Origin of the sequence: Anaerococcus sp. HMSC065G05 (assembly GCF_001812365.1) — a bacterium.
GTDB lineage: Bacteria > Bacillota > Clostridia > Tissierellales > Peptoniphilaceae > Anaerococcus > Anaerococcus vaginalis.
The window spans coordinates 62,865-86,472 of the sequence record NZ_KV808699.1; the positions used below are offsets into that span (position 1 = coordinate 62,865).

A 23,608-nucleotide genomic window follows, 5' to 3' on the forward strand; every position below is an offset into this window, starting at 1 on the left:
ACTTTCTCCTTATTTTAGTTTTTCACTTAAAAATTCGTAAGAATTTTTTATTATTTCCTTATAATTTTCTTCTCCATGGTCCCAAAATTCGCCAGTATAGATTTGAACTTTTTGATTTTTTAATTCTTTTATACATCTTTCATATTCTGTATGACCACCAGAGCCAAATTGCATATCCCTATAAATTCCAGGATTTGTTTCTTTAAGGTGTGCTGCAAAAATATGTCCCTTGCCTTTTTTTAAGTCTTTCACAACATCCTTATTATATTTTACAGATGCATTTTTTAAGTTGCCAATATCTGGATATATTCCAAGATATGGGCTGTCAACAAGATTAACATATTCCATAGCTTTTTCTACAGTATCCATAAATTCTGTTTCCATGGTTTCAAAAGCAAGTATAACTCCATATTTTGATGCAAAGTCCACCGCTTTAAATAAATTTTCTATAAAATATTTTTTTGTTTCATCATTTGATTTTTCGTAATAAACATCATAACCTGCAAGTTGAATTATTTTTATAGAATTAATATCAGCAAATTCTAAAGCTTTTTGCATAATATCAAGGCTTTTTTTTCTGATTTTCTCGTCATTTGAACCAAAAGGATATTTTCTGTGTCCTGACAAACACATTGTTCTTACTCTCATGTCATTATCAATTTGTGCCTTGAGAAGTTTTTTGGAAAAACCATTTGTAAGCCTATTTAATTTTTCATCTGACTCATCTATGCTAATTTCTAACTGATTAAATCCTATTTTTTTTGCAAGTTTTAATTTTTCATTTATATCTAACCTATTTGGCAGAGCCTTTTCATATATTCCTAGATTAATTTTGTCCATAATAAGCATCTTTTCCATGTTTTCTTAGGTAATGTTTATCAAGAAGATTATCACTCATAGATTCATTTTTTCCAAGAGAAACTAAGTGCCAATTCATAAAAGCAACTTCTTCTAAGACTACTGAATGAAATACTGAATCATTTGCATCTTTTCCAAACACAAATGGGCCATGATTTGCCACCAACACAGCTGGCACATCTTTTGGAGAGATATTTTTTTCTTCAAAACATTCTATTATTACAAGACCAGTATTTTTTTCGTAGTCATTTTTGATTTCTTCTTTTTTCATATCTCTTGTTACAGGAATACTTCCGTAAAAATAATCTGCATGAGTTGTTCCCATAGCTTTTATATCAAGCTTTGCTTGTGACATAATTGTTGCCCATCTTGAATGAGTATGAGTTATACCACCAATTTCTTTATACTTTTTATAAAGTTCAAGATGTGTTGGAGTATCGCTAGAAGGTTTTAAATTACCTTCTACGATATTTCCATCTAAATCAACAACAACCATATCACTTGCTTTCATGCTATCATAATCAACGCCAGATGGTTTTATTACAACATATTTTCTATCTGGAGTGATTTCTGAAACATTTCCCCAAGTAAATTTAACTAGATCATATTTTGGCAATAATAAATTTGCCTTGTAGACCCTTTCTTTTATATCTTCTAACATTTTAACCAACTTATTTTTCTAAAAGATTATGTTCTTTAATCTTTTCAATAGCTTCATCTTTAGAAAGAATATTTTTCATTCCAATTATTTCAACACCTTTTGATTTTAACGCATCAAAATCTTTGGTAAAATTAATAGCACAGAATATAACATCAGCATTTCTACCTGTAGATTTTCCTTCTGACAAGGAGCAATGAGATATATCAAGTTTTCCTTTATAATCTAACTCTTTAAATGCTTGTTTGATTTTATTCATCATCATTAAAGAAGTTCCAGCTCCATTTGCACACGCTACTATTACTTTCATTTTTTCCTCCTATTTGTTTTCAATTGTTTCTTTGTACTTTTCGTAATCCTCAGTTATCATGAAATAACCTTTTTTGTTCTTTTTGTATTGAAGTTGAGGTATAACTATCAAGAAAATTGCTACTATTGCTACACCAACATATTGGATATTATTAATCAATACTGTAAATGCTGGCCATACTGTTGCCCAGTCGAACATTCCTAAGTATCCACCATATTGAGCAAGTCCTGTATATGTTGCTATAAAAGCAGAGCCAAATACTTGAATAAGTCCTGATATAAATGGCATCAAGAAAGCTGCTTTATATCCTCCTCTATTATTAGCATATACCCCAATTACGGCATTATCAAAAAATAAAGGTACAAATCCTGCAATTATTAATGTAGGAGATTTTAGTAAAAATAGGATTGCTATTGCTAAAAATTGACCTAAAGCACCAAACATAAATCCAATTGTAACAGCATTTGCTGCACCGAATCCGAAAACTGCAGCACAGTCTATTCCTGGAAGAGCTCCTGGTAAAAGTTTATTTTGAATTCCATCAAATGATGCAGTCAACTCTCCAACGAAAGTTCTAACTCCTAATTGTAGAATTGCTAAATTTACAGCAAAACTAAATGATGATTGAAGTATATAGAAGAAGAAATTATCTTCCATTGTTAAAGCTTCTTGAGCTACTAAATATTCTTTTCCCAAAACACCTTGGATTATTCCAAAGAATAAAGTCATTAGTATAGCAGTTGCTACCATATTTTCATTGAAAATTGACAAAAATCCAGGAAGTTCAATATCATCAATATCTTTACTTTGATCTTTTTTATTTGCAAATAATTTATCACTTAACCAGCAAGCAAGTCTAATACCAAACATTTGTTGGTGAGCTATACAAAAACCAGCTCCATCAGTTAAGCGTTGTGTATCTTCAACTGTCAAGTTACTACCAACAGCCCAATAAAGTCCTAAAAGAATTGCCATTATAACAAGTATAGGAGTTTGTCCTAACTTTGGAAAACAAAAAACTATTAACCAAAAAGCTGTAGCAGCTTGTTGCATTTGTACGTGTCCTGTTGTAAAAACAGCTCTCATTTTTGTAATATTTTTTAATCTTACCAAAATAATATTTACAATAAAGGCAACCAATAACAAAATCATTACTTGAGAAAATGATTTACCTAAGTGTTCCATACCTTCAGTAACTGCGTTTTGTCCAAAATAAGGATCTATTACAGTTGCAGAAATATTAAATCTGTCCTTTAGTCCTGTAAGAATCGGTCTAAAAGTTGAAACAAGTCCACCAGAACCTACCATCAAAATCATATATCCTACAGTAGCCTTAATAAAACCAGCTAAAGCTTCATACCATTTTTTTCCATCTAACAAATAACCAATTAAAACCAAAAATCCTATAAAAAACGCTGGTTTTGTGAGAATATTTTTTACAAATCCATTTAAAATACTTAAAATTATATCCATATTTTTCTCCTAAATATTATATTTTTTTGAAATTTTTATTAAATCATCTACGTTCTTAGCTTGATTAAAAGCTTCTACTATTTCTTCATCACACAAAATATCAGAAAGTTGTGCTATATTTTCCAAATGTTTTTCATTATTTTCACTTGCTATTGTAAAAAATATTTTCGCATCCTTATCCCTATCATTTTCATCAAATACAACTGGATTTTCTACTTTCATAAAAGCTATAGCAGTATCTTTCACTCCATCAGCACATTCTTGACAATGTGGCATGGCAACTCCAGGAATTAAAACTATGTATGGTCCATATTTTTCAACTGTTTCTATAACTTGTTTAGCATACGAATCATCCACAATATCCTTTTCCACTAGCTTATTACAAGATTTTATAATAGCATCTTGCCATGTATCGATTTTATCATAAAAATCAAATAAACCCTTTTCAATAATTTCACTAATCATTAATATCCTCACTTATATGTAGGCGCTGCCAAAAATTTGACAGCACTTATTATTTTACAAAATAGATTTAAAAGGAACATTCCTTTCATTATCAAACGCATCTTCAAATCCAGGTCTATATCTAAATTCTAATTCATCTTTCATCTTAGGCCATACGTATTTGCCACCTACATCCCAAATATATGGATGGAATTTATATTTAGACCTATCTTTTCTATATTGCCATAAATATTTTATTTCTTTAGGGTCAGCTTTGAAGTTAGTCCAAACATCATAGTGAATTGGAATTACAACTTCACATCCTACTGATTCTGCCATTCTTAAAATATCAATTGAAGTCATCTTGTCTTGATTTCCAACAGGATTATCTCCATAAGAACCAAACGCAATATCTACATCATATTTTTTTCCAACTTCTGCAAAACCAATTGAAAAATGAGAATCACCTGTATGATATACGCTACCAGCTGGCATTTTTATTAAATAATTTACAGCCTTTTGATCCATATTTGTAGGACAAACTCCTTCAATATCTTCTCCTACTTCAGTAGTAACTAAACAAGTTCTATCAAAACTGTCCAACACAACTATAGTAGTATCTTTAATTTTAATTTCATCTCCTGGTTTAACCATTTTGCATCTTTCTTCTGGAACACCATAAGACAACCATTTTTTTACAGATTCCTCAGGACCTATAAAAGGAACATCTTCTGGACAATTTTTCAAAACTGCTGCAGCAAAGAAAGGATCAATATGATCATTATGATAATGAGTAGATAAAACTGCATCAACATTCTTAACAGCAAAAGGATCAAAGACAATTGGATTTGCTCTTAAATTTGGTTGAAGAGCTTTTCCACCAGTCATATTTCTCATTTGATGATATGGTTGCATCTCTTTAACTTTTTTTGTTCTCTTTCCATTACCAAACCAAAGATCAACAGCTATGTTAGTATTATTTTCAGTTTTAAACCAAATACCAGTACATCCTATCCACCACATAGCAAATGTGCCTTTTTCTACAACTTCTTCATCAATTTCTTCATTTAGCCACGTTCCCCATTCTGGAAAAGCATTTAAAATCCAATTTTCTCTTGTGATTTCGTCAACTTTGCTCATCAATACCTCCAATTTTTCATTTTCTTTTTTTCTTTGATATTATAATATAATAATTATTTTGAACGGTCAAGCATAAAAAACACATTTTTGCATATATTTTACGATTGTTTCTTTCGTTATTTGATTTTTTTATAATTTAGAAAGGTTTTTTTAAAAATTTTAATTAAATTAATGGATTCTTTTGATTTTTTTCTAAGTATAGGTTATCATTTAAAGAGAGGTAGTTATGAAAATTAAAAAAACAATCGTAAATAACAGAAGAAATAATATATTAAAATTTATAAAGGATAATAAACAAGCAAAAACAAATGAACTTGTCGAAATATTTAAAGTTTCAGAAATAACAATAAGAAGAGATTTGGATTATCTTCAATCAATAGGAAAAATAGAAAGATTTTATGGAGGAGCAGAATATAACGAATCAAACAGCTGTAAAAATCTAACTATTGAAAATAATAAAGAAAAAATCGCAAAAAAATGTGCTGATTTTATAAAAGAAAATGATGATATTTTTATAAATTCATCATCGACAGCCCTAGGAGTTTTAAAATATCTCAAAAATAAAAGGATAAATGTTATAACAAATAACGCAAAAGCATCTTATATTGATATAGACCCTTTAGTCAATGTGATTTTAACCGGTGGCAGGGTTTCTTATCCAAAAAACGCACTTACCGGTACTTTTGCTTTAAATAATCTCAAAACTGTTGCATCAGATATTTCAATCCTAGGAATTTCTGGTGTATCTGAAAGCGGAGAATTAACTACGTCAGTTATAGATGAAGTTGAAATAAACCAATATATGATAAACGAATCTACAAGCAAAAATATTTTGGTATGCGATTCAAGTAAATTTTCAAAAACCGCAAATTTTAAAATAGGAACAATAGAAAATATAGATATTCTGATAACAGATAGTTCTATGCCAAGAAGTATTTTAGAATATGCCGAAAGTTTAGGAATCAAAGTTATACTTGTATAAGACAAGTTTTAAATAACGATTTTATGATTGAATTGAATGTTTATAAACAAAAAAGAATTAGCTCTTAGGCAAAAGTCTAATTCTTTTTTGTAAAAATATTTAATTTTATCGGAATTTTTTTATTTTTCAAAAATGAAATAAATAACTTTCCTTATCCCATAATTAAAGATAAAATATTTTTCCCATAAGTTGATAGATAAACTTCCATTTCATTATCTTTTAAAAATTCATCTATTGTATTTTTTGCAATCATAAAGGCATCTTTGTCAGGATAGCCGTAAATTCCAGATGAAATTAGTGGAAAAGCTATAGACTTTATTCCTTTTTTCTTGGCAATATTTAAAGAATTTTTGTAGGCATCTTGAAGGATTTTTTGACAAGCTTCTTTATACATTTCATTATAAACAGGGCCTACTGCATGGATTATATATTTTTGATAAAGATTAAATCCATCTGTAATTACAGCCTCGCCTGGTTTAATTGGGGATATTTTTTGGCAAGCTTTTTTTAGATTTTCTCTTCCAGCTTTTTCAAAAATTTGCCCGCAAATTCCACCACCTTCAACCAAGTCTACGTTCGCAGCATTTACAACTGCATCTACATTTAATTTTAAAATATCTATATCAATAACTTTTAACGCCATAATAACTCCTTTTATATATTATAACTTGAAATTTAAAAAAATCATAATATACTATTCTTGTAGGAATACTTTAAATTTAAAATTAATATATTTAATTTACAAGCGTGATATTTCTAGTATAATTAAATTGAACCTAAGAATATTTTATATTCTGTTTTAACAAAAGAAAGTAAGGGATAAATAATGATAAATAAATTTAGAAAAATCAAAAATTTTATACCAGTATATTTTAAGGCAATGAGAAATAAAGAAACTCCAAAACTTGCAAAAATTTTGGGACTTGGAGCAATTGCTTACGCAATAATACCTGCTGATATTATAAATGATGTGATACCAGCAATTGGAATTTTGGATGATGCTATTGTCCTCCCATTTTTAATATATGTAACAAGCAAAATGATTCCTGATTCAATAATGCAAAAGGAAAAATTTGAATATATAGAAGAAAACAAATAAAAAGACCCAGCAGGGTCTTTTTTATTGCTTAATTTTAAAGGTTTTTGGAGCAAATTTATATATTAAAAAACTTGCAAGTCCTACAAAGGCAACCATAAAAATTGAAATTATTAACATAAATTTAATCTCTCCAATTTTTGTTGCCAAAGCTGGTAGTCCAAGTATAAAAATATAATACAAAAATATATTCATCAAAACTAACACAAGAGATTTTTGTTTTCCTTCCTTATCGAAGGGTTGGATTATATAATACTGAAACAAGGGCAAAACTGTAAAAAATATTGCATTTAATAAGATATAAAAAATTGGCAGGGATAAATTATAATTAGTTTTAGTCAAATATTTTATAGCTATGCCAATATAAATTATAAACATAGCCCCCATAGGAATAGCCATGAGTTTAAAAATAGAATTAAATCTTAGCCAAAACATTTTCAATAAATTCTTATCTTCCCTATAAAAATTATAATACAAAAGTGATGAGTCACAATTTTTATAGAAAGCCATCAAAATTTTATCTTGTTTGAATAAAATATAGGAAATTATTGGTATTGCATATATTAAAATTTTATAAACCTCATTACCCTTAATTGTAAGTCTGGATAAAAGAAAAAATCCACAAATTCCAAGGACAAAAAAGATGCCTGTTTTTATTAAAGTTGGCTTTAAAAGATGTCTTTTGTGTCTTTTAAAAAATATCTTATTTAGATAGACAAAGCCTTCTCCCTTAATATTTTCTTTTTTATTTATATCTTTATTTTCAATTTTTACTACACCATCTTGAATATTTTTCGCATCTTTAACCGCAATTTTATATACATTTATTGTTTTTTCGATTATTTTGTCATATCCCTTGAAATTTTTAAAATATTTCACTGTAAATGGAAATAAAATTAAATTAATCAAGAAAAATCCAAGACTTAAAACTTTAAAATCAAGTTTTATAATTAAAACTAACAAACTTATTAGCAAATCTATAATTATAATCAAAATGATTTGTAAAAATGGTCTATCTTCAAAAAATGATTTTTCTTTTTTTTCATATATTTTTGTCCAAAAACAAGTCATATTTATATTGTAAAAATAAAGTCCTAGGCTAAAGGCAAAAGTGTAAATCGGATTTATATTTGCAAAAATTTTTCCAAAAATCACAAATCCCAAAGTTCTTCCAATAAAAATTAAAAATGGCTGTAAATACAAAAATATGCGCGCCAAATCATCTGGAAAAAAATTAAAATTTTTACTCAAATCTGAAAATACATTTCCATTATCTGTTAGCATTGATGATGTAATCATATTTGTTATATAAAAAACAAAAGGAATACAAGTTAGAAGAACTGATCCCAGACTTAAATCAAAATTTTCCCTAAAAAATAAGGGAGATTTATCAGAAATTTCAAATAAAAATTTTAACATAGTCCTTGAAATTATTATTGCAAATCCAAAAGTTAAAATCGATTTGATCAATTGCCAAATTATAGAAAAAATCGGAACAAATGTATTTACAATTTCTTTTAAATCATAAAAATAATACTTATCTCCCAAGTGTTTTCCAATTACAGGAATTTTTCTTATACCATAAACCATTCCATTAAAAATTTTGGTGATTTTTATTCTTTCAATTAAAAGAAATTTTGAAAAATATCTACTCATCTTTATCACCCAAATTTTCATCATCTATATTTATCTCAATATTTTCAACATTTTTACTTGTCAAAAGCTTTATTATTTTATCTTCAAAATCCTTATCTTCTGAAACCATCTTATCAACTTTTTGTAAATTTTTATCATGGAGAAGGACAATGTCATCACAAATATCTTTTGCAAGTTGTAGAATATGGGTTGAAAAAATAATTATATGGTCCTTGTGAATATCTCTAATTATTTTTTTCATTTCAAGTTGAACAACTACATCAAGACTTGTAAGCGGCTCATCCATCAAAATTACCTTTGGTCTTAAAATCAAAAACATAAGCATTTGAAGTTTGTTTTTCATTCCTGTTGAATAATCTTGAATTAATCTATCGGCATCTTCCATGTCAAAATCCACAAGAGAAAAATATTCTTCGACAGACTTAAAATCTTTTATAATTTCTTTGTTTGCCTCTACAAAAAATTTTATAAATTCTCGCCCTGTAAGAAATTTGGGAAGATCTGGCTCTGCAACCATAAAAAATACATCCCTAAAATCAAGTTCTTTCTTTTCATTTTCATCAAGAAGAAAAATATTTCCAGAATCTTTTTTTATTTGCTCACTAATCAAAGAAAAAAGTGTAGTTTTTCCAGCACCGTTTCTTCCCAAAAGAGCATAAACGACTCCTTGGTCAAAAGTGTAATCTATGTTTTTTAAAACTTCTTTTTTGCCAAATTTTTTGGAAAGATTTTTTATTTCTAGTTTCATAAAAGCTCCTTTAAGAAAATTTATATTTATTTTATTAATAATATTATTTATTTTATCACTAATCTTTTTCATTATAACAAAAAAATAAGCAAGTACAAAACTTGCTTTTTTTAAAAAATTATGAAATTTTTCCACCAGAAATTTTTAAATCTTCTCCATCATGGTTTATTATAGTTTTTATGGCAATATTTATTGCTTTTAAAGAATTTTCCAAATCCATTGAAGGCGTGTTCGCTTTATTTAAAACTTGTTCTGGCAAATATGGAATATGGATAAAGCCTGCTCTTATATTTTTATATTTTTCTGCCAAATACAAGACCTCATACATCAAATGATTACATACAAAAGTTCCTGCTGAATTTGAAATTTCTGCTGGAATTTTTTCTTTTTTTATCTCTTCCACAATTTTTTTAATTGGAAGATTTGAAAAATAAGCATTTTCTCCGTCCCTTCTTATTTTTTCATCAATCGGTTTTTTACCATCATTATCAGCTATTCTTGCATCGTCAATATTTATTGCAATTCTTTCAACAGAAATAGAGCTTCTTCCACCAGCTTGCCCAATGCACAAAATTACATCTGGCCTTATTTTTTTAATATTTTCTTCCAAAATTTCTCCAGATTTTTTGAAAACTGTTGGAATTTCTATTTTAAAAATTTGGGCGCCTTCAATTTTTTCTTCAACTTTTTTTACAAGTTCAATTGATGGATTTATTTTGTCTTTATCAAAAGGATCAAATCCTGTAAGCAAAATTTTCATTTTCTATCCTTTCATAATCAATCTTATCAATTTTTTCAATATATTTTACAAAATCTACCATTAGGTCGACTCCTCTTAACATATCTTTTTCGTTAATATCAAATTCTTCGCTGTGATGGCTGTCTTTTAAATTTGAGCCTAAAATAAAATGAACAGTTTTGCCGCCTTTTTTTCTCACTTCATTTAATAAATAAGCAATATCTTCTGAGCCTTTCAACTGTGCATCAACAAGTTTGTAGGATTTTTCTTTATAATAATTTCTAAGATTTTTTATAAATTCTTCATCATAAGAAATAAGTGATGGAGCTTGTCCCTTTATTTCTATTTCATAAGAACAATCATAAGAGATAGCTGAGCCTTCAACGATTCTATTTACTCCATCGTATAAATAAGAAATTATATTTTCATTTTCTCCCCTAATCTCCATTTCGATTTTCGCCTTATTAGCTATTATATTTCTTCCACTTCCTGCATTTAATTTTCCAACATTAATTCTTGCCTCTCCCATAGAATGTTGAGCAAGACTATTAAAATTTAAAACTGCACTTGATGCAGCCAAAAGTGCATTGTGACCTTTTTCGGGACTTGCTCCAGCATGAGAAGCCTTGCCTTTAAAAATAATATCAATTTTTTTTGTAGCAAGAAATCCATGACTTCCCACGCCAATTTCTCCACTTTTTACGTCCATTCCAATATGCATGCCAGCCAAGTAATCAAGTTTATCTATAATCGGATTATTCATTAGAGAATAAGCTCCTCTTACTCCTTCTTCTGCTGGTTGAAAAATAAAAATAATTTTTCCTTTTAATTTATTTATATTTGATGCAAGAATTTTTGCAAGCTCAATACCAATTGACATGTGAGCATCGTGACCGCAAGCGTGCATGGCAAAAGAATTTTTTGATGAAAAATTTAAAATATTTGGCAAATGTCCAAGTGAATTACTTTCGCAAAGTTCATTTGCATCTATATCAAATCTAAATCCAATATTTGGTCCAATTTTTTTCGTATCCAAAACAGCGATAAGACCTGTGTAAGAATCCAAAATTTCTTCCTTTTTTTCTATATCAGAAATAGAAATGGAATTTTTATAAGACTCTAGGATTGATTTTTCTGGAAGTCCCATTCTTTTATTGAAATAAATTTCTTTTCCATAATAAAGGTCGAGATTATAATTTTTCAACTCTTCAATAATTTTTACAGTAGTCAAAAATTCCATCCAAGCAGGTTCGGCATATTTGTGAAAATGTCTTCTTAATCTAATAAGCTCTTCTTCAATCATTTTATTTCCTTATTTAAAAATCATTTTTTTGTATCACATTAAAAAAATGAGCCTAGACTCATTTTTTAAAAAACATATCTATATCTTCAAAAACTTCAAATCTTTCATCTTCATTTAAAACTTCATGTTTCATGTGATCGTAAGTTTTGAAATATAAATTTTCGTAACCAATAGAAGATAAAATATTTTTTGTATTCAATAGTCCCTTATCTCCACCAGTAACGTCATCATCAACTCCATTAAATGAAGCTATTTGTAAATTTTTATTTTTTAGTTTAAATTTATTTTTCTTGTTTAAATTATTTACAAGAGTAAACAAAGATACATTACTTCTTGCCAAAAATCCTTCAAGGCGCATTGGGTCATTGTTTTTAATCCTTACATTTTCTTCATTATAGGAAATCCAAGATGGATCTTTTGATGAAATTCCAGAAAGTTTATCAAGAATTTTAGATTTTCTTTTTTCTCCCAAATAAAATGTTACAATATTTCCAATAAAAATTCCAAGACTTGCTATTGGAATATAAGCTACAGTTCCTGTCAAAACTAATTTATCAATTGTATCATCATATTTTTGCAAATAATTTCTACAAATCAAAGATCCCATAGAATGACCTATCATATAAATTTTTTTGTCCTTGTAATACATTCTAATATATTTATTTATGACATATTGATCGTCAACAAGCTCATCTTTTTCCTTTATAAATCCAGAAGGATGATTTTCAGAAATAGATTTTCCATGTCCCCTATTATCAGAAATGATAACAGCATATCCTCTCTCATTTAAAAATTTAATAAAATGCAAATAATTAAGTGAATGTTCAAGCATACCATGAACAATTTGTACAACAGCTTTTGGATTTTCAACATCAAAACGGTTAGCATAAATATCAAAACCATCAGAATTTGTCAAAATCACCTTACACCTATTGTCATTAATCATACTTTCTTCTTTGATAAAAAATCTTGAACCATTTTTTAAATCAAGATAAGTTTTTTTCCTATACAAATAATAAATTTGAGGAAGAAAAATCAAAAACAAAATCAAAATAAAATATTTCATCTTAACTCCTTTTTTTCACATTAAATGCAGTATCTCCCCTGCCCAAATCTTTCACATCAAATTCAACCCTTGCACCATTTTCAATAGTTTTATAATCCTTATCAGAAATTATTTCAGAATAATGGAAAAAATAGTCGCCACTTTCTGATTCTATAAAACCATATCCTTTTTTCTCATCAAAAAATTTAACTTTTCCTTCCATATTCACTCCTTTTTAGCCTTAAACAAAATTCTCAAAGTATCATCTTTGATTTCTTGCATTGTATCTTCATCAAAAATTTCAATTTCAGAAAAAATATTTTCTTTTAAAATTTTTTTCATAAAATCTACAGAATAAATTCTTTCAACTTGATTTTCAATTATTCTTTGGTAAGTTCCGTCCTCATTTTCAACAAAAAAGTTTAATTCCATATCAATTATATCGCCATCTTTAATATTATCCCAAGTATAAAAAATATCTTCATACTCATAAATATAAGATTTTGAGCCAAAAACTTCTTCCATTTTATATTCTGAATTTATATCAAAAATCAAAAGTCCACCTTTTTTCAAATTTTTATAAGAATTTTCTATTAATTTTTTCAAATCTTTTTCATCCAAAATATAATTTATAGAATCAAGCAAGATTACAATTAAATCATAGGAATTTTCATTTTGAAAATTTACCATATTATAGTTATACAAAGATACATTTTCTTCTTGAAATTTTTTCGAAAAAACTTCAAGCATAGATTTTGATAAGTCTAAGGCGTCAATTTTTTCAAAAAAATCAAAAAAATGATTGGTTAGCATGCCCGTTCCGCATGCTAACTCCAACATTTTTTCTTTTTTTATATTATTTTGTCCGACTAAATTCTTGATATTATTTGCATATTTTTCATAATCAAGGTCAAAGGATAATTTATCGTAAATATAAGCAAAATCTTTATACATTATTTATCTTCTATTTCCTTGTAAGATTCTTGAGTTTTTACAAGTAAGTCTTTATATTTTTCTAATTTTTCACGTTCTTCATTTACAACAGCCTCTGGTGCTTTTGAAACAAAGCCTTGATTGTTGAGTTTGCCCTCAGCTCTTTTTATTTCGGATTCTAATTTTTTGATTTCATCTTTTAATCTTTTTCTTTCCTTGTCATAATCAATTAAATTTTTCAAAGGAATATAAATTTTAAAATCATTAAAAATCAAACTAACCGCATCTTCAACCTCTTTATCTTCGCTTATAATTGAAATTTCCCCAGATTTTGAAAGATTTACAAATTGTCCCTTCAAAATTTCTAAGAATTTTCTTGTATTTTCATCAGATGAGTAAATTATTAAATCTTGTCTTGTTTTTGATCCAAGATTTAAAGTTTGTCTTTGATTTCTGATAGCTTTTATAGCTTCAATTGCTCCATCAACAACTCTTGCCTCATCATCAAAATTAAAATCATCCCTAACTTGTGGCCAATCTTCAACTATAAGCATATCTTTTTTGTTTGGCAATTGCTTATAAATTTCTTCAGTAATAAAAGGCATAAATGGATGAAGAAGTGAAATCATATCTTTTAAAACATAAAGCAAAACTTTTTTAACTGTAGCTTTTTTGTTTTCATCATCAGAATTTAATCTTTCCTTGGCAAATTCAATATACCAATCGCAAAATTCTTCCCAAATAAAATCTTCTATCCTACTTGCAGCAAGACCAATTTCATACTTGTCTAAGTTTTTAGAAACTTCTTCTACTACATTATTTAATCTTTTTAAAATCCACTTATCTTCAAGGCTTAAATCTAAATTTTTAAATTCAATATCATCATTTTCATCAACGTTCATCAATACAAATCTTGTTGCATTCCACAATTTATTGGCAAAATTTCTGCTTGCTACAATTCTTTTTTCATCATAGCGCATATCATTTCCAGGAGAATTTCCTGTAATAATTGTAAATCTAAGAGCATCCGCTCCGTATTTATTTACAACATCAATTGGGTCAACCCCATTTCCTAAAGACTTACTCATTTTTCTTCCTTGAGGATCTCTAATTAGACCTGTGAAAAGTACATGGTCAAAAGGAGTTTTATTTGTATTGTAAAGTGAAGAAAATACCATTCTTATAACCCAGAAAAATATAATATCATAACCTGTTACAAGAATATCTGTTGGGAAGAAATATTTATAATCTTCAGTTTCTTCTGGCCAACCTAAAGTTGCAAAAGGCCAAAGTGCTGATGAAAACCAAGTATCAAGAGTATCTTCTTCTTGAGTAACTTTTTTTCCATCCAAATATCCATTTTCATCAGGATCTTCTTCTGAAACAATAATTTCTCCATCTTCAGTGTAGAAAACTGGAAGTCTGTGTCCCCACCATAATTGTCTAGAAATACACCAATCTCTAATATTTTCTAGCCAATTCATATAAGTTTTTCCCAAAGAATCTGGGATTAAATTTAAATCTCCATTTTTATAAACTTCGATTGCATCCTTTGCCAAATCTTCCATTTTAACAAACCATTGTTTTGAAATTAATGGTTCAATTACAACATTTGTTCTTTCACTATATCCTACTGCATGCTCAATTGTTTCAGTCTTTACCAAAAGATTTTCTTTTTCTAAATCTTCAATCATTAGTTTTCTAGCATCATACCTATCAAGACCAGAATATTTTCCATACCCTTCTTTAATTTTTGCACCTTCATCAATAACTACGCATTGACCAAGCTTATGTCTTTTTCCAACTTCAAAATCGTTAGGGTCATGAGATGGAGTGATTTTTACACAACCTGTACCAAATTCCATATCAACATAAGAATCTTCAATCAAAGGAATTTTTCTGCCTACAAGTGGCAAAATTAAATTCTTCCCAATTTTATCTTTAAACCTTTCGTCTTCTGGATTTACAGCAACAGCCAAATCTCCAAGCATGGTTTCAGGTCTTGTTGTAGCAATTGTAATAAAATCATCGCTATCTTCAAAGAAATATTTTATATACCACAAATGTCCTTCTTGGTCTTTGTGATAAACTTCTGCATCTGAAAGTGCAGTTTTTGCTTCAGGATCCCAATTTACAATTCTATTTCCCCTATAAATCAATCCCTCATCATACATTTTTTTGAAAACTTTTCTAACAGCCCTTGTAAGATTTTTATCCATAGTAAAAGAATCACGATCCCAATCACAAGAAACTCCTACAGTTCTTAATTGTCTTTTGATTGTTCCACCGTATTCTTCTGTCCAATCCCAACATTCTTCCAAAAATTTATCACGTCCAAGTTCATCTTTTGATTTTCCTTCGTTTTTTATTTTTTCTACAACTTTTGCCTCAGTCGAAATAGATGCGTGATCTGTTCCTGGAATCCAACAAGCTTCATAACCTTGCATTCTTTTATATCTAATAATAATATCTTGAATTGTATTATTTAGGGCATGGCCCAAGTGTAATTTTCCTGTAATATTTGGTGGTGGCATAACAATAGTAAATGGTTTTTTATTTTCATTAACCATTGCTTTAAAATATCCACCCTCTTCCCAATTTTTATAAATTTCTTTTTCAAATTTTTGTGGTTCGTATTTTGTTTGCATATTTTCTCCTTATTTTTAAAATAAAAAATTAAAAATAAATAATAAAAAAAGTAACACAATTCTCAAGGACGAGATTATCGCGTTACCACCTATCTTCCTTTTTTATAAAAAAGGCTCTTATTTGCATTCATGCATGCTACATTAAACTATTTCAAAACAACCTTCATAGTTTCAATTTAAAGACTTTCACCAGCCGTCTTCTCTCTAAAAAATTTCCCCTACTACTCCTTTTTGTCAAAGTTTATTATTCAATTCTTTTTCTTATTATATTTTAAATTATTTTTTTGTCAATTTCACTTGTAAAAGTTAATGTTGAAAATTCAAATAATATATTTGTAAAATATTAATAATTATTAGTTTTAATGATTGAAAAATGTTTTCAGCTCTTGGATTTTTGATTAAAAATGCTATAATATTAATAGAATCTTATATTAAAGAGGTGACAGGATGAAGCTTAGTGTAAACATTATCTCTGATACAAGTGGATACGCTACAGAAAAAATTGTAAAAGTATCTCTTAGTCAGTTTAATGTTGAATCAATTACAAATATATATCCAGATGTAAGAGATATAGATTCTCTTAAAGATATATTAAATTTTATAATTGAAACTTGCGATAATTTCATTATCTATCACTCATTTCAAGATTCAAGGATGAATGTTTATATCAATGATTTTTGTGAGCTAAATAATATTACTTATGTTGATATAACCGGCTATTCCATAAGGACTATTTCTAAAAAACTTGAATTAGAACCAAAGTATGCTTTTTCTGAAGAGTCCCTTTATGAAACTGACCGATTTAAAACATTAAATTCATTAGATTTTGCAATCAAATATGACGATGGCAAAGATTTTAGGTCACTTAAAGCTTGTGATATAGCAATAATTGGAGTATCTCGTTCTTCTAAAACGCCATTATCAATTTATATGGCAAGCAAGGGCTATAAAGTTTGTAATATTCCTATACTTTTAAATACTAGCCTGCCCGATGAACTTTTTGAAATTGATAGCAAGAAAATATTCGGTCTAACTATCGATAAAAATATTTTAAAGTCTTTTAGGGAAGAAAGACTTAAAAGTTTGGGTTTATCTGGAAAAAGTCAATATTCAGATATAAGAGCAATTCAAAAAGAATTGGACTATGCCAAAGCGATTATGGAAGATTTAGATTGTGTAATGATTGATGTTACATATAAATCTATAGAAGAAACGTCTGATATAATAATTAATCATATTAACAGTAGGAAAGGGGAAAAAAATGACTGAAAAATATGTTTACAATTTTAACGAAGGCGACAAGGACATGCGCTCTTTGCTCGGTGGTAAAGGCGCAAATCTAGCAGAAATGACAAATATGGGAATCAATGTCCCATACGGTTTTACGGTTACAACAGAAGCATGTGCAAGATTTTACAAAGAAGATAAAAAAATTTGGGAAGATCTTAAAAAAGAAATAACAAATCACATCAAAGATTTAGAAGAACATAATGGAAAAACATTTGGTTCAACAGAAGATCCACTCCTTGTATCTGTAAGAAGTGGTGCTCCAATTTCTATGCCAGGTATGATGGATACAATTTTAAATCTTGGTTTAAATGATGATGCTGTTATAGGTCTTAGCAAAAAAACAAACAACGAAAGATTCGCTTACGATTCTTACAGAAGATTTATTCAAATGTTTGCTGATGTAGCAATGGGAATCAATAAAAATAATTTTGAAAAGGTTCTTAGTGCAAAAAAAGTTGAAAAAGGCGTAACAGAAGATACTGAACTTGATGCTAACGACTTAAAAGATGTTGTAGAAAAATATAAAAAAGTTTATAAAGATATTGAAGGAGAGGATTTCCCTCAAGAGCCAAGAGAACAATTAGACAAAGCTATTACTGCTGTATTTGCATCTTGGAATAATGAACGTGCAATTTTATATAGAAGATTAAATGATATTGATGATTCTATGGGAACTGCTGTAAATGTTCAATCAATGGTATTTGGAAATATGGGAGAAACTTCTGGAACAGGTGTAGCTTTCTCAAGAAACCCTGCAACTGGTGAAAATAAATTATTTGGTGAATATTTAATGAACGCTCAAGGCGAAGACGTTGTAGCTGGAGTTAGAACACCAAAAGAAATTGCAACATTAAAAGATTCATTGCCAGAAGTTTTTGATCAATTCCATGATACTGCAGAAAAACTTGAACAACATTACAAAGATATGCAAGATATGGAATTTACAATCCAAGAAGGACAATTATTCCTACTTCAAACAAGAAATGGTAAAAGAACTGCTCATGCTGCAGTAAAAGTTGCAGTTGATATGGTTCATGAAGGACTTCTTAATGAAAAAGAAGCAGTTTTAAGAATTGATCCTAAAGATCTTGATGGTTTACTCCACCCTACACTTTCTCAAAAATCTATAAAAGAAAATGAACCTGTTGCTAAAGGTCTTGCAGCAAGTCCAGGAGCTGCTGTAGGTTACATTGCCTTTACTGCAAAAGAAGCTAAAAAAAGAGCTGCAAAAGGTATAAATGTAATCTTAGTTCGTGAAGAAACTTCTCCAGAAGATCTTGAAGGAATGGTTTCAGCAGTTGGAATTCTAACAGCAAGAGGCGGTATGACAAGCCACGCTGCAGTAGTTGCTAGAGGAATGGGAAAATGTTGTGTATCTGGAGCTCATGAAATATATGTAAATGAAGATGAAAGATTCGTAAGAATTGATGGCAAAAAATATTCAGACCAAGACGTACTTTCAATAGATGGTTCTACTGGAAATATTTACGTTGGAGCTTTAGAAACTGAAAATCCAAAACTTGAAGGTACATTTGGAGAATTCATGAGCTGGGTTGATAAATATCGTGATATGAAAGTAAGAACTAATGCAGATACACCTCACGATGCTAAACAAGCTTTAGAATTTGGTGCTGAAGGAATTGGTTTATGTAGAACTGAACACATGTTCTTTAAGGCTGATAGAATTTTCCAAGTTAGAAAAATGATTTTAGCTCACAATTTCGAAACAAGAAAAGAAGCTTTAGATAAAATTCTTCCAATGCAAGAAGATGATTTCTATCAAATTTATTCTCTAATGGGCGAAAGACCTGTTACTGTAAGACTTCTTGATCCACCTCTTCACGAATTTTTACCAAGAGGACAAGAAGAAATTAGAACTCTTGCTGAAGATTTAAATATGGAAATTTCTGAAGTTAAAAAGAGAATCCTAGATCTTGAAGAAGTAAACCCAATGCTTGGATTTAGAGGACTAAGACTTGGCGTTAGATATCCTGAAATTTCAAAAATGCAAGCTCGTGCTATAATTCAAGCTGCAATGCATTGTCATGAAGATGGAATTAATGTTGTTCCAGAAATAATGATTCCACTTTCATCTGATGTTAAAGAACTTGCTTATGTAAAAAATCAAGTAAGAGAAGAAATTGAAAAAGTATTTGAAGAAAAAGGAAAGAAAATTGACTACTTATTAGGAACAATGATTGAAATTCCTAGAGCTGCTATAACAGCTGATCAAATTGGAGAAATTACTGACTTCTTCTCATTTGGTACAAACGACTTAACACAAATGACTTTTGGTCTTTCAAGAGATGACGCTGGTAAATTCTTGGATCTTTATTTAGATAAAGATATTTTTGCAAAAGATCCATTCCAAGTTCTAGACCAAAAAGGTGTTGGTTTCTTAGTTGAAACTGCTGTTGAACGTGGTAAAAAAGCAAATCCAAATCTTCACTTAGGAATTTGTGGAGAACACGGCGGAGAGCCTACTACTGTTAAATATTTATATAATGTAGGACTTGATTATGTATCATGTTCTCCATTTAGAGTTCCAATTGCAAAACTTGCAGCAGCTCAAGAAGCAATTGAACATCCAAGAAATAAATAATTTAAAATTAATACAAAAATACCAGAGTTTTAAAACTCTGGTATTTTTGATTCATCAAGAAGGATAATATAAATCTAAATTCGAAAATTTTCATTTTCTACATTTTGTCTTTTATTATTTTTTCTATCATTTCTTTTACTTCTTTGTATTTGTCTTCTTTGTCTATTGCTCCTACTATTGGATCTCCAACTATATTTCCTTCGCTATCTACAAGGATTGATGTTGGATATGACATTATTGTTTCTGTGTATTTTTCAAGTTCGCTACCTTTGTCTATAGTAATATTTTTGTATTTTGCCCCTTGTTTTTCTAGGATTTTTTTAGCTTCTTTTATTGTATCTTCCTCGCCTACTTTGGCTTCTGAATTTATTCCTATTACTTGTCCACCCATTTTTTCTATTTCATCGTTTAATTGTTGTAATTTTGGAAGCTCTCCTACGCATGGTGCACAACCATTAAACCAGAAATTTACTAGTGTTAATTTTTTATCTTTGAATATGTCTTTTGTAACATCATTTCCATCAAAATCTTTTGAATTAAATGTTGGGAATTTTTTTAATTCTTTTGTTGAAACTGCTCCATCTTCTTTTTTGTTTGATGCGCTTTCTTTTCCTGCTTTTAATTTTGTTATTTCTTCTTCTAATTTTGCAATTTCTTCTACGTCTTTTGTCAAAAGCTCATAGTCTTCTTTGGATAATTCATCTTTTGCTTTTTCTACTAAATCTTTTAAATATGCATCGTATCCTTTATCTTTATTATCTTCTGCGCTTGACTTATCTGCTTTTGAAAATGCTACTTGCCATTGCTTATCGTGTGAAGCTAAGATGTCATTTTGTTTTTTCATCAATTCGTCAATTTTAGCTTTATTATCGTCCATCTTATTTGAGTTATTTGAATTGCTTTCAACTTTTTCTACTGATGAAGGATTTGAGTTCATATTGTCTTTGTTTTCTTGTTTTGAACAAGCTGTTAATGCTAATACTAATGTTGCTGATAATGCTAATACTTTTACTTTTTTAAATTTCATTTTTTTCTCCTTTAATATCTTCTTTTAAATTTTCTTTTTTATTTTCTTCTTTTTTCTTATCGAGTCCAAATTGATATTTGAGGGCACAGGTTGGACACGATGTGATACACATTCCACACCTTATACATTCGGTATGGTTTTGGTCTTTTCTAACGTCTACATCCATTTTACAAGCTTTTACGCATTTTTTGCAGGATATGCACTTGTTGTTATCAAAATTTATTTTGAATAGGGATATTTTATTAAATAGGGCATAAAATGCTCCCAAAGGACAAATCCATTTACAAAATGGTCTAAAAAATATTATTGATAGGATTACTGTTATTATCAAAATTGTAAGTTTTAGGTTAAATAATGAACCTAAGCTTGCTCTTATTGATGTATCTACCAAGGAAAGCGGGATTGCTCCTTCTAGAACTCCTGCTGGGCAAATGTACTTACAAAAATATGGATTGCCCATTCCCAATTCATTTACTACAAGAACTGGCAAAATAATAACGGCAACTAATAGTATCAAATATTTTATGTATCTTAATGGTTTTAATTTTTTTGTTGAAAATTTTTTGCATGGAATCTTGTGTAAAATTTCTTGGATAAAACCAAATGGACACAAAAATCCGCAAACTAATCTTCCTACCATTACTCCCACAAAAATCAAAAATCCGCTTATATAATAGGAAAATTTGAATTTTGATGAGCCAACTACTGCCTGGTATGCTCCTATTGGACAAGCTCCTGTTGCTGCTGGGCAAGAATAGCAATTAAGTCCAGGAACGCAAATCTTTTTTATATTCCCCCTATAAATTACTCCTTTTAAAAAATTAGGAAGGTGAATATTTGTCATAAGACTTGCTAAAATTTGGATTAGCCACCTAAATTTTGCTATAGTTTTTGATCTAATCTTATCCAATTCCAACACACTCCAGACATAATTTTATCGCCTTGCTAAAAACCGTATCTACTTCTCCACGGAAGGCTCCATAAGAAATAAAACCTATTGCAAGGATCAAAAATCCTATTTGTATATTTTTCTTTTTCTTAATTTCTATATCAATCACCTCTTTACAAATTAATAATAACAGATTAGATATAAATTTTCTGTTAAGATTTTCTTAACATATATTTTATTATGATTTGATATAATAATTATAAAGGAGAAAACATGAAAATATTAATAGTAGAAGATGAAAAAATATTAAATAACACAATAAACAAATCTTTAAAAGATGCAGGTTATGAAGTCGAATCCGCTTTTGATGGCTTTGATGCTATGGAGATGATAGAAATTGAATCTTATGATCTTATAGTTTTAGATTTAAATCTTCCAAATATGGACGGAATGGAAATTTTGAAAAATTTAAGAAAAGAAGATGTTGAAACAAAAGTTTTAATTTTATCTGCAAGAAGTCAAATCCAAGATAAGGTCGAAGGTCTTGATGCCGGAGCAAATGATTTTTTGCAAAAGCCATTTCACTTGGACGAATTAAAAGCAAGAGTTAGATCTCTTACAAGAAGAAACTTTATACAAAATAATACAGAACTTTCTTTTGATAAGATAAAATTTGATAGTAAAAATAGGACGATTTTTATTGACGACAAAGAATTAAAATTGACAAGAAAAGAATCTGGGATTTTGGAATACTTGCTTTTAAATCAAGGAAGACCAGTAAGCCAAGAAGAATTAATTGACCACGTTTGGGATTCTAGCGTTGATTTATTAAGCAATTCCATAAGAGTGCATATATCAGCCCTTAGAAAAAAATTAAAACAAGAACTAGGCTATGATCCAATTGAAAATAGGATTGGAATAGGATATTTGTTGAGGAAAATAAAATGAAAAAAATGTCATTAAGGCTTCGAATCGCCATTTTAACAAGTATTTTGATAGCTCTTACAAGTTTAACCATGAATTTTTTTATGAACAAAACCGCATATTTTTATATAGATTCTTTGGGTGGATATGTCGATAAAATGGAAAACAAAGAAGATTTGTATATAAACATTGACAATGATAAAATTGGCGATTTTGATACAAATTTTTCTGACCAAGTCACAATTACAAAAAATAATTTTTCAAAAAAATCATGGATAATAACAAGTTTAGTTACAATTTTTGGCGGAATAATTTCATACTTTCTAAGCGGAAAATTCCTAGAACCCCTTGATAAATTTTCAAATCAAATTGAACAAATCCAGCTTAAAAATATAACCGATTACGAAGTAAAAGAAAATCCAATAAAAGAATTTCAAAAATTAACCAAATCTTTTAACCAAATGCTAGAAAGATTAAACGAATCCTACAAAAACGAAAGAGAATTTACAGCAAGAGCAGCTCACGAGTTGAGAACTCCCCTTACCATAATAAATTCACAAATCGACCTATTCGAAGAAGAAAATATGGATGAGGATGAAATAAAAAATCTTGTAACAATGATAAAAAACGAATCAGATAGACTTTCAAAACTTGTAACAAGCCTTTTAGATTTAAGCGAATTAAGATCAGTTACAAGAAACGAAAAAATTGAACTATCCTCTTTAATTGAAGAGGCAATTCAAGATTTATCATTTATATCCGACAAAAAAAAACATAAACATAGAAAATATATGCCAAGAAATATATATAGAAGGAAGTGATTTACTAATCTATAGAGTATTT

General features: G+C 28.8%; 24 protein-coding genes. 6 read left to right on the forward strand and 18 right to left on the reverse strand.

The genetic code is table 11. The features are described from left to right. Positions 1-9: 9 nt before the first annotated feature. Genes HMPREF2852_RS04030 through ulaG form a run of 6 tightly spaced genes read right to left on the reverse strand, consistent with a single transcriptional unit; the run spans position 10 to position 4,883 of the window. The gene (locus tag HMPREF2852_RS04030) at positions 10-840 is read right to left on the reverse strand and encodes an L-ribulose-5-phosphate 3-epimerase (protein ID WP_186821923.1); all 831 of its coding nucleotides are present in this window, start codon (positions 838-840) and stop codon (positions 10-12) included. Further along, positions 827-1,519: an L-ribulose-5-phosphate 4-epimerase gene (locus HMPREF2852_RS04035; RefSeq protein ID WP_070606041.1), complete on the reverse strand. Its 693-nt coding sequence runs from the start codon at positions 1,517-1,519 to the stop codon at positions 827-829. Before HMPREF2852_RS04035 ends, HMPREF2852_RS04030 begins: the two co-directional genes overlap by 14 nt. Positions 1,520-1,529: 10 nt before the next feature. Continuing rightward, the gene (locus tag HMPREF2852_RS04040) at positions 1,530-1,826 is read right to left on the reverse strand and encodes a PTS sugar transporter subunit IIB (RefSeq protein WP_004839084.1); all 297 of its coding nucleotides are present in this window, start codon (positions 1,824-1,826) and stop codon (positions 1,530-1,532) included. Positions 1,827-1,835: 9 nt separating this feature from the next. Beyond that, entirely contained in the window at positions 1,836-3,299 is a 1,464-nt protein-coding gene (locus tag HMPREF2852_RS04045; RefSeq protein WP_004839085.1) for a PTS ascorbate transporter subunit IIC, read from the reverse strand. Between the two features lie 9 nt (positions 3,300-3,308). Further along, on the reverse strand, positions 3,309-3,764 hold the full coding sequence (locus tag HMPREF2852_RS04050; protein ID WP_070606042.1) for a PTS sugar transporter subunit IIA: 456 nt from the start codon (positions 3,762-3,764) through the stop codon (positions 3,309-3,311). A gap of 54 nt (positions 3,765-3,818) precedes the next feature. Then, a complete protein-coding gene (gene ulaG / locus HMPREF2852_RS04055) occupies positions 3,819-4,883 on the reverse strand; it encodes an L-ascorbate 6-phosphate lactonase (protein WP_004839087.1) in 1,065 nt (354 codons plus the stop codon). 226 nt (positions 4,884-5,109) lie between these two features. Between ulaG and HMPREF2852_RS04060 the strand changes: the two genes are divergently transcribed. After that, positions 5,110-5,865: a DeoR/GlpR family DNA-binding transcription regulator gene (locus tag HMPREF2852_RS04060; RefSeq protein WP_004839088.1), complete on the forward strand. Its 756-nt coding sequence runs from the start codon at positions 5,110-5,112 to the stop codon at positions 5,863-5,865. Positions 5,866-6,016: 151 nt separating this feature from the next. Here HMPREF2852_RS04060 and HMPREF2852_RS04065 read toward each other — a convergent pair whose 3' ends face one another. Then, positions 6,017-6,508 (reverse strand): macro domain-containing protein, encoded by a 492-nt coding sequence (locus HMPREF2852_RS04065; protein WP_070606044.1) that lies wholly within the window; start codon positions 6,506-6,508, stop codon positions 6,017-6,019. A gap of 183 nt (positions 6,509-6,691) precedes the next feature. On the opposite strand from HMPREF2852_RS04065, the gene HMPREF2852_RS04070 reads away from it, so the two are divergent. Further along, complete coding sequence (locus HMPREF2852_RS04070) at positions 6,692-6,964, forward strand: YkvA family protein (protein ID WP_070606046.1); 273 nt, start codon at positions 6,692-6,694, stop codon at positions 6,962-6,964. Positions 6,965-6,985: 21 nt separating this feature from the next. Here HMPREF2852_RS04070 and HMPREF2852_RS04075 read toward each other — a convergent pair whose 3' ends face one another. The 8 genes from HMPREF2852_RS04075 to HMPREF2852_RS04110 all read right to left on the reverse strand — a co-directional run bounded on the left by HMPREF2852_RS04075 (position 6,986) and on the right by HMPREF2852_RS04110 (position 16,033). Next, positions 6,986-8,617, reverse strand: a complete 1,632-nt coding sequence (locus tag HMPREF2852_RS04075; RefSeq protein WP_070606049.1) for a hypothetical protein — start codon at positions 8,615-8,617, stop codon at positions 6,986-6,988. Continuing rightward, positions 8,610-9,365 carry an ABC transporter ATP-binding protein gene (locus HMPREF2852_RS04080; protein ID WP_186821924.1) on the reverse strand — a complete coding sequence of 252 codons (756 nt, stop codon included), beginning with the start codon at positions 9,363-9,365 and terminating at the stop codon, positions 8,610-8,612. The genes HMPREF2852_RS04075 and HMPREF2852_RS04080 overlap by 8 nt, the downstream gene beginning before the upstream one ends. Before the next feature lie 118 nt (positions 9,366-9,483). Then, positions 9,484-10,125, reverse strand: a complete 642-nt coding sequence (pcp, locus tag HMPREF2852_RS04085; protein ID WP_070606054.1) for a pyroglutamyl-peptidase I — start codon at positions 10,123-10,125, stop codon at positions 9,484-9,486. Further along, positions 10,100-11,407 (reverse strand): amidohydrolase, encoded by a 1,308-nt coding sequence (locus tag HMPREF2852_RS04090; protein WP_070606056.1) that lies wholly within the window; start codon positions 11,405-11,407, stop codon positions 10,100-10,102. The genes pcp and HMPREF2852_RS04090 overlap by 26 nt, the downstream gene beginning before the upstream one ends. 58 nt (positions 11,408-11,465) lie before the next feature. Next, on the reverse strand, positions 11,466-12,473 hold the full coding sequence (locus HMPREF2852_RS04095; RefSeq protein WP_070606058.1) for an alpha/beta fold hydrolase: 1,008 nt from the start codon (positions 12,471-12,473) through the stop codon (positions 11,466-11,468). Between the two features lies 1 nt (position 12,474). Beyond that, positions 12,475-12,675, reverse strand: a complete 201-nt coding sequence (locus HMPREF2852_RS04100) for a cold-shock protein (protein WP_070606059.1) — start codon at positions 12,673-12,675, stop codon at positions 12,475-12,477. Positions 12,676-12,677: 2 nt separating this feature from the next. Then, positions 12,678-13,406 (reverse strand): class I SAM-dependent DNA methyltransferase, encoded by a 729-nt coding sequence (locus HMPREF2852_RS04105; protein ID WP_070606061.1) that lies wholly within the window; start codon positions 13,404-13,406, stop codon positions 12,678-12,680. Beyond that, positions 13,406-16,033: a valine--tRNA ligase gene (locus tag HMPREF2852_RS04110; RefSeq protein ID WP_070606063.1), complete on the reverse strand. Its 2,628-nt coding sequence runs from the start codon at positions 16,031-16,033 to the stop codon at positions 13,406-13,408. The genes HMPREF2852_RS04105 and HMPREF2852_RS04110 overlap by 1 nt, the downstream gene beginning before the upstream one ends. 447 nt (positions 16,034-16,480) lie before the next feature. On the opposite strand from HMPREF2852_RS04110, the gene HMPREF2852_RS04115 reads away from it, so the two are divergent. Together HMPREF2852_RS04115 and ppdK are read left to right on the forward strand one after the other, a co-directional pair. After that, positions 16,481-17,302 (forward strand): pyruvate, water dikinase regulatory protein, encoded by an 822-nt coding sequence (locus tag HMPREF2852_RS04115; protein ID WP_019117439.1) that lies wholly within the window; start codon positions 16,481-16,483, stop codon positions 17,300-17,302. Next, a complete protein-coding gene (gene ppdK, locus HMPREF2852_RS04120) occupies positions 17,295-19,925 on the forward strand; it encodes a pyruvate, phosphate dikinase (RefSeq protein ID WP_070606065.1) in 2,631 nt (876 codons plus the stop codon). Before HMPREF2852_RS04115 ends, ppdK begins: the two co-directional genes overlap by 8 nt. Before the next feature lie 97 nt (positions 19,926-20,022). Here the strand turns inward: ppdK and HMPREF2852_RS04125 are convergent, their stop codons facing one another. From HMPREF2852_RS04125 to HMPREF2852_RS09785, 3 genes are read right to left on the reverse strand one after another with little or no spacing between them, the layout of a single operon-like run. Beyond that, positions 20,023-20,952: a TlpA family protein disulfide reductase gene (locus HMPREF2852_RS04125; RefSeq protein ID WP_070606067.1), complete on the reverse strand. Its 930-nt coding sequence runs from the start codon at positions 20,950-20,952 to the stop codon at positions 20,023-20,025. Continuing rightward, positions 20,942-21,868 (reverse strand): 4Fe-4S binding protein, encoded by a 927-nt coding sequence (locus tag HMPREF2852_RS04130; protein WP_070606069.1) that lies wholly within the window; start codon positions 21,866-21,868, stop codon positions 20,942-20,944. The genes HMPREF2852_RS04125 and HMPREF2852_RS04130 overlap by 11 nt, the downstream gene beginning before the upstream one ends. Beyond that, complete coding sequence (locus tag HMPREF2852_RS09785) at positions 21,855-22,010, reverse strand: CD1871A family CXXC motif-containing protein (RefSeq protein ID WP_004839104.1); 156 nt, start codon at positions 22,008-22,010, stop codon at positions 21,855-21,857. Before HMPREF2852_RS09785 ends, HMPREF2852_RS04130 begins: the two co-directional genes overlap by 14 nt. A 104-nt stretch (positions 22,011-22,114) precedes the next feature. Here HMPREF2852_RS09785 and HMPREF2852_RS04135 point away from each other — a divergent pair, with 104 nt between their 5' ends. Beyond that, positions 22,115-22,789, forward strand: a complete 675-nt coding sequence (locus tag HMPREF2852_RS04135; protein WP_019117436.1) for a response regulator transcription factor — start codon at positions 22,115-22,117, stop codon at positions 22,787-22,789. Further along, positions 22,786-23,586, forward strand: a complete 801-nt coding sequence (locus HMPREF2852_RS04140) for a histidine kinase dimerization/phospho-acceptor domain-containing protein (protein ID WP_261668041.1) — start codon at positions 22,786-22,788, stop codon at positions 23,584-23,586. Before HMPREF2852_RS04135 ends, HMPREF2852_RS04140 begins: the two co-directional genes overlap by 4 nt. The last annotated feature ends 22 nt before the right edge of the window (positions 23,587-23,608 follow it).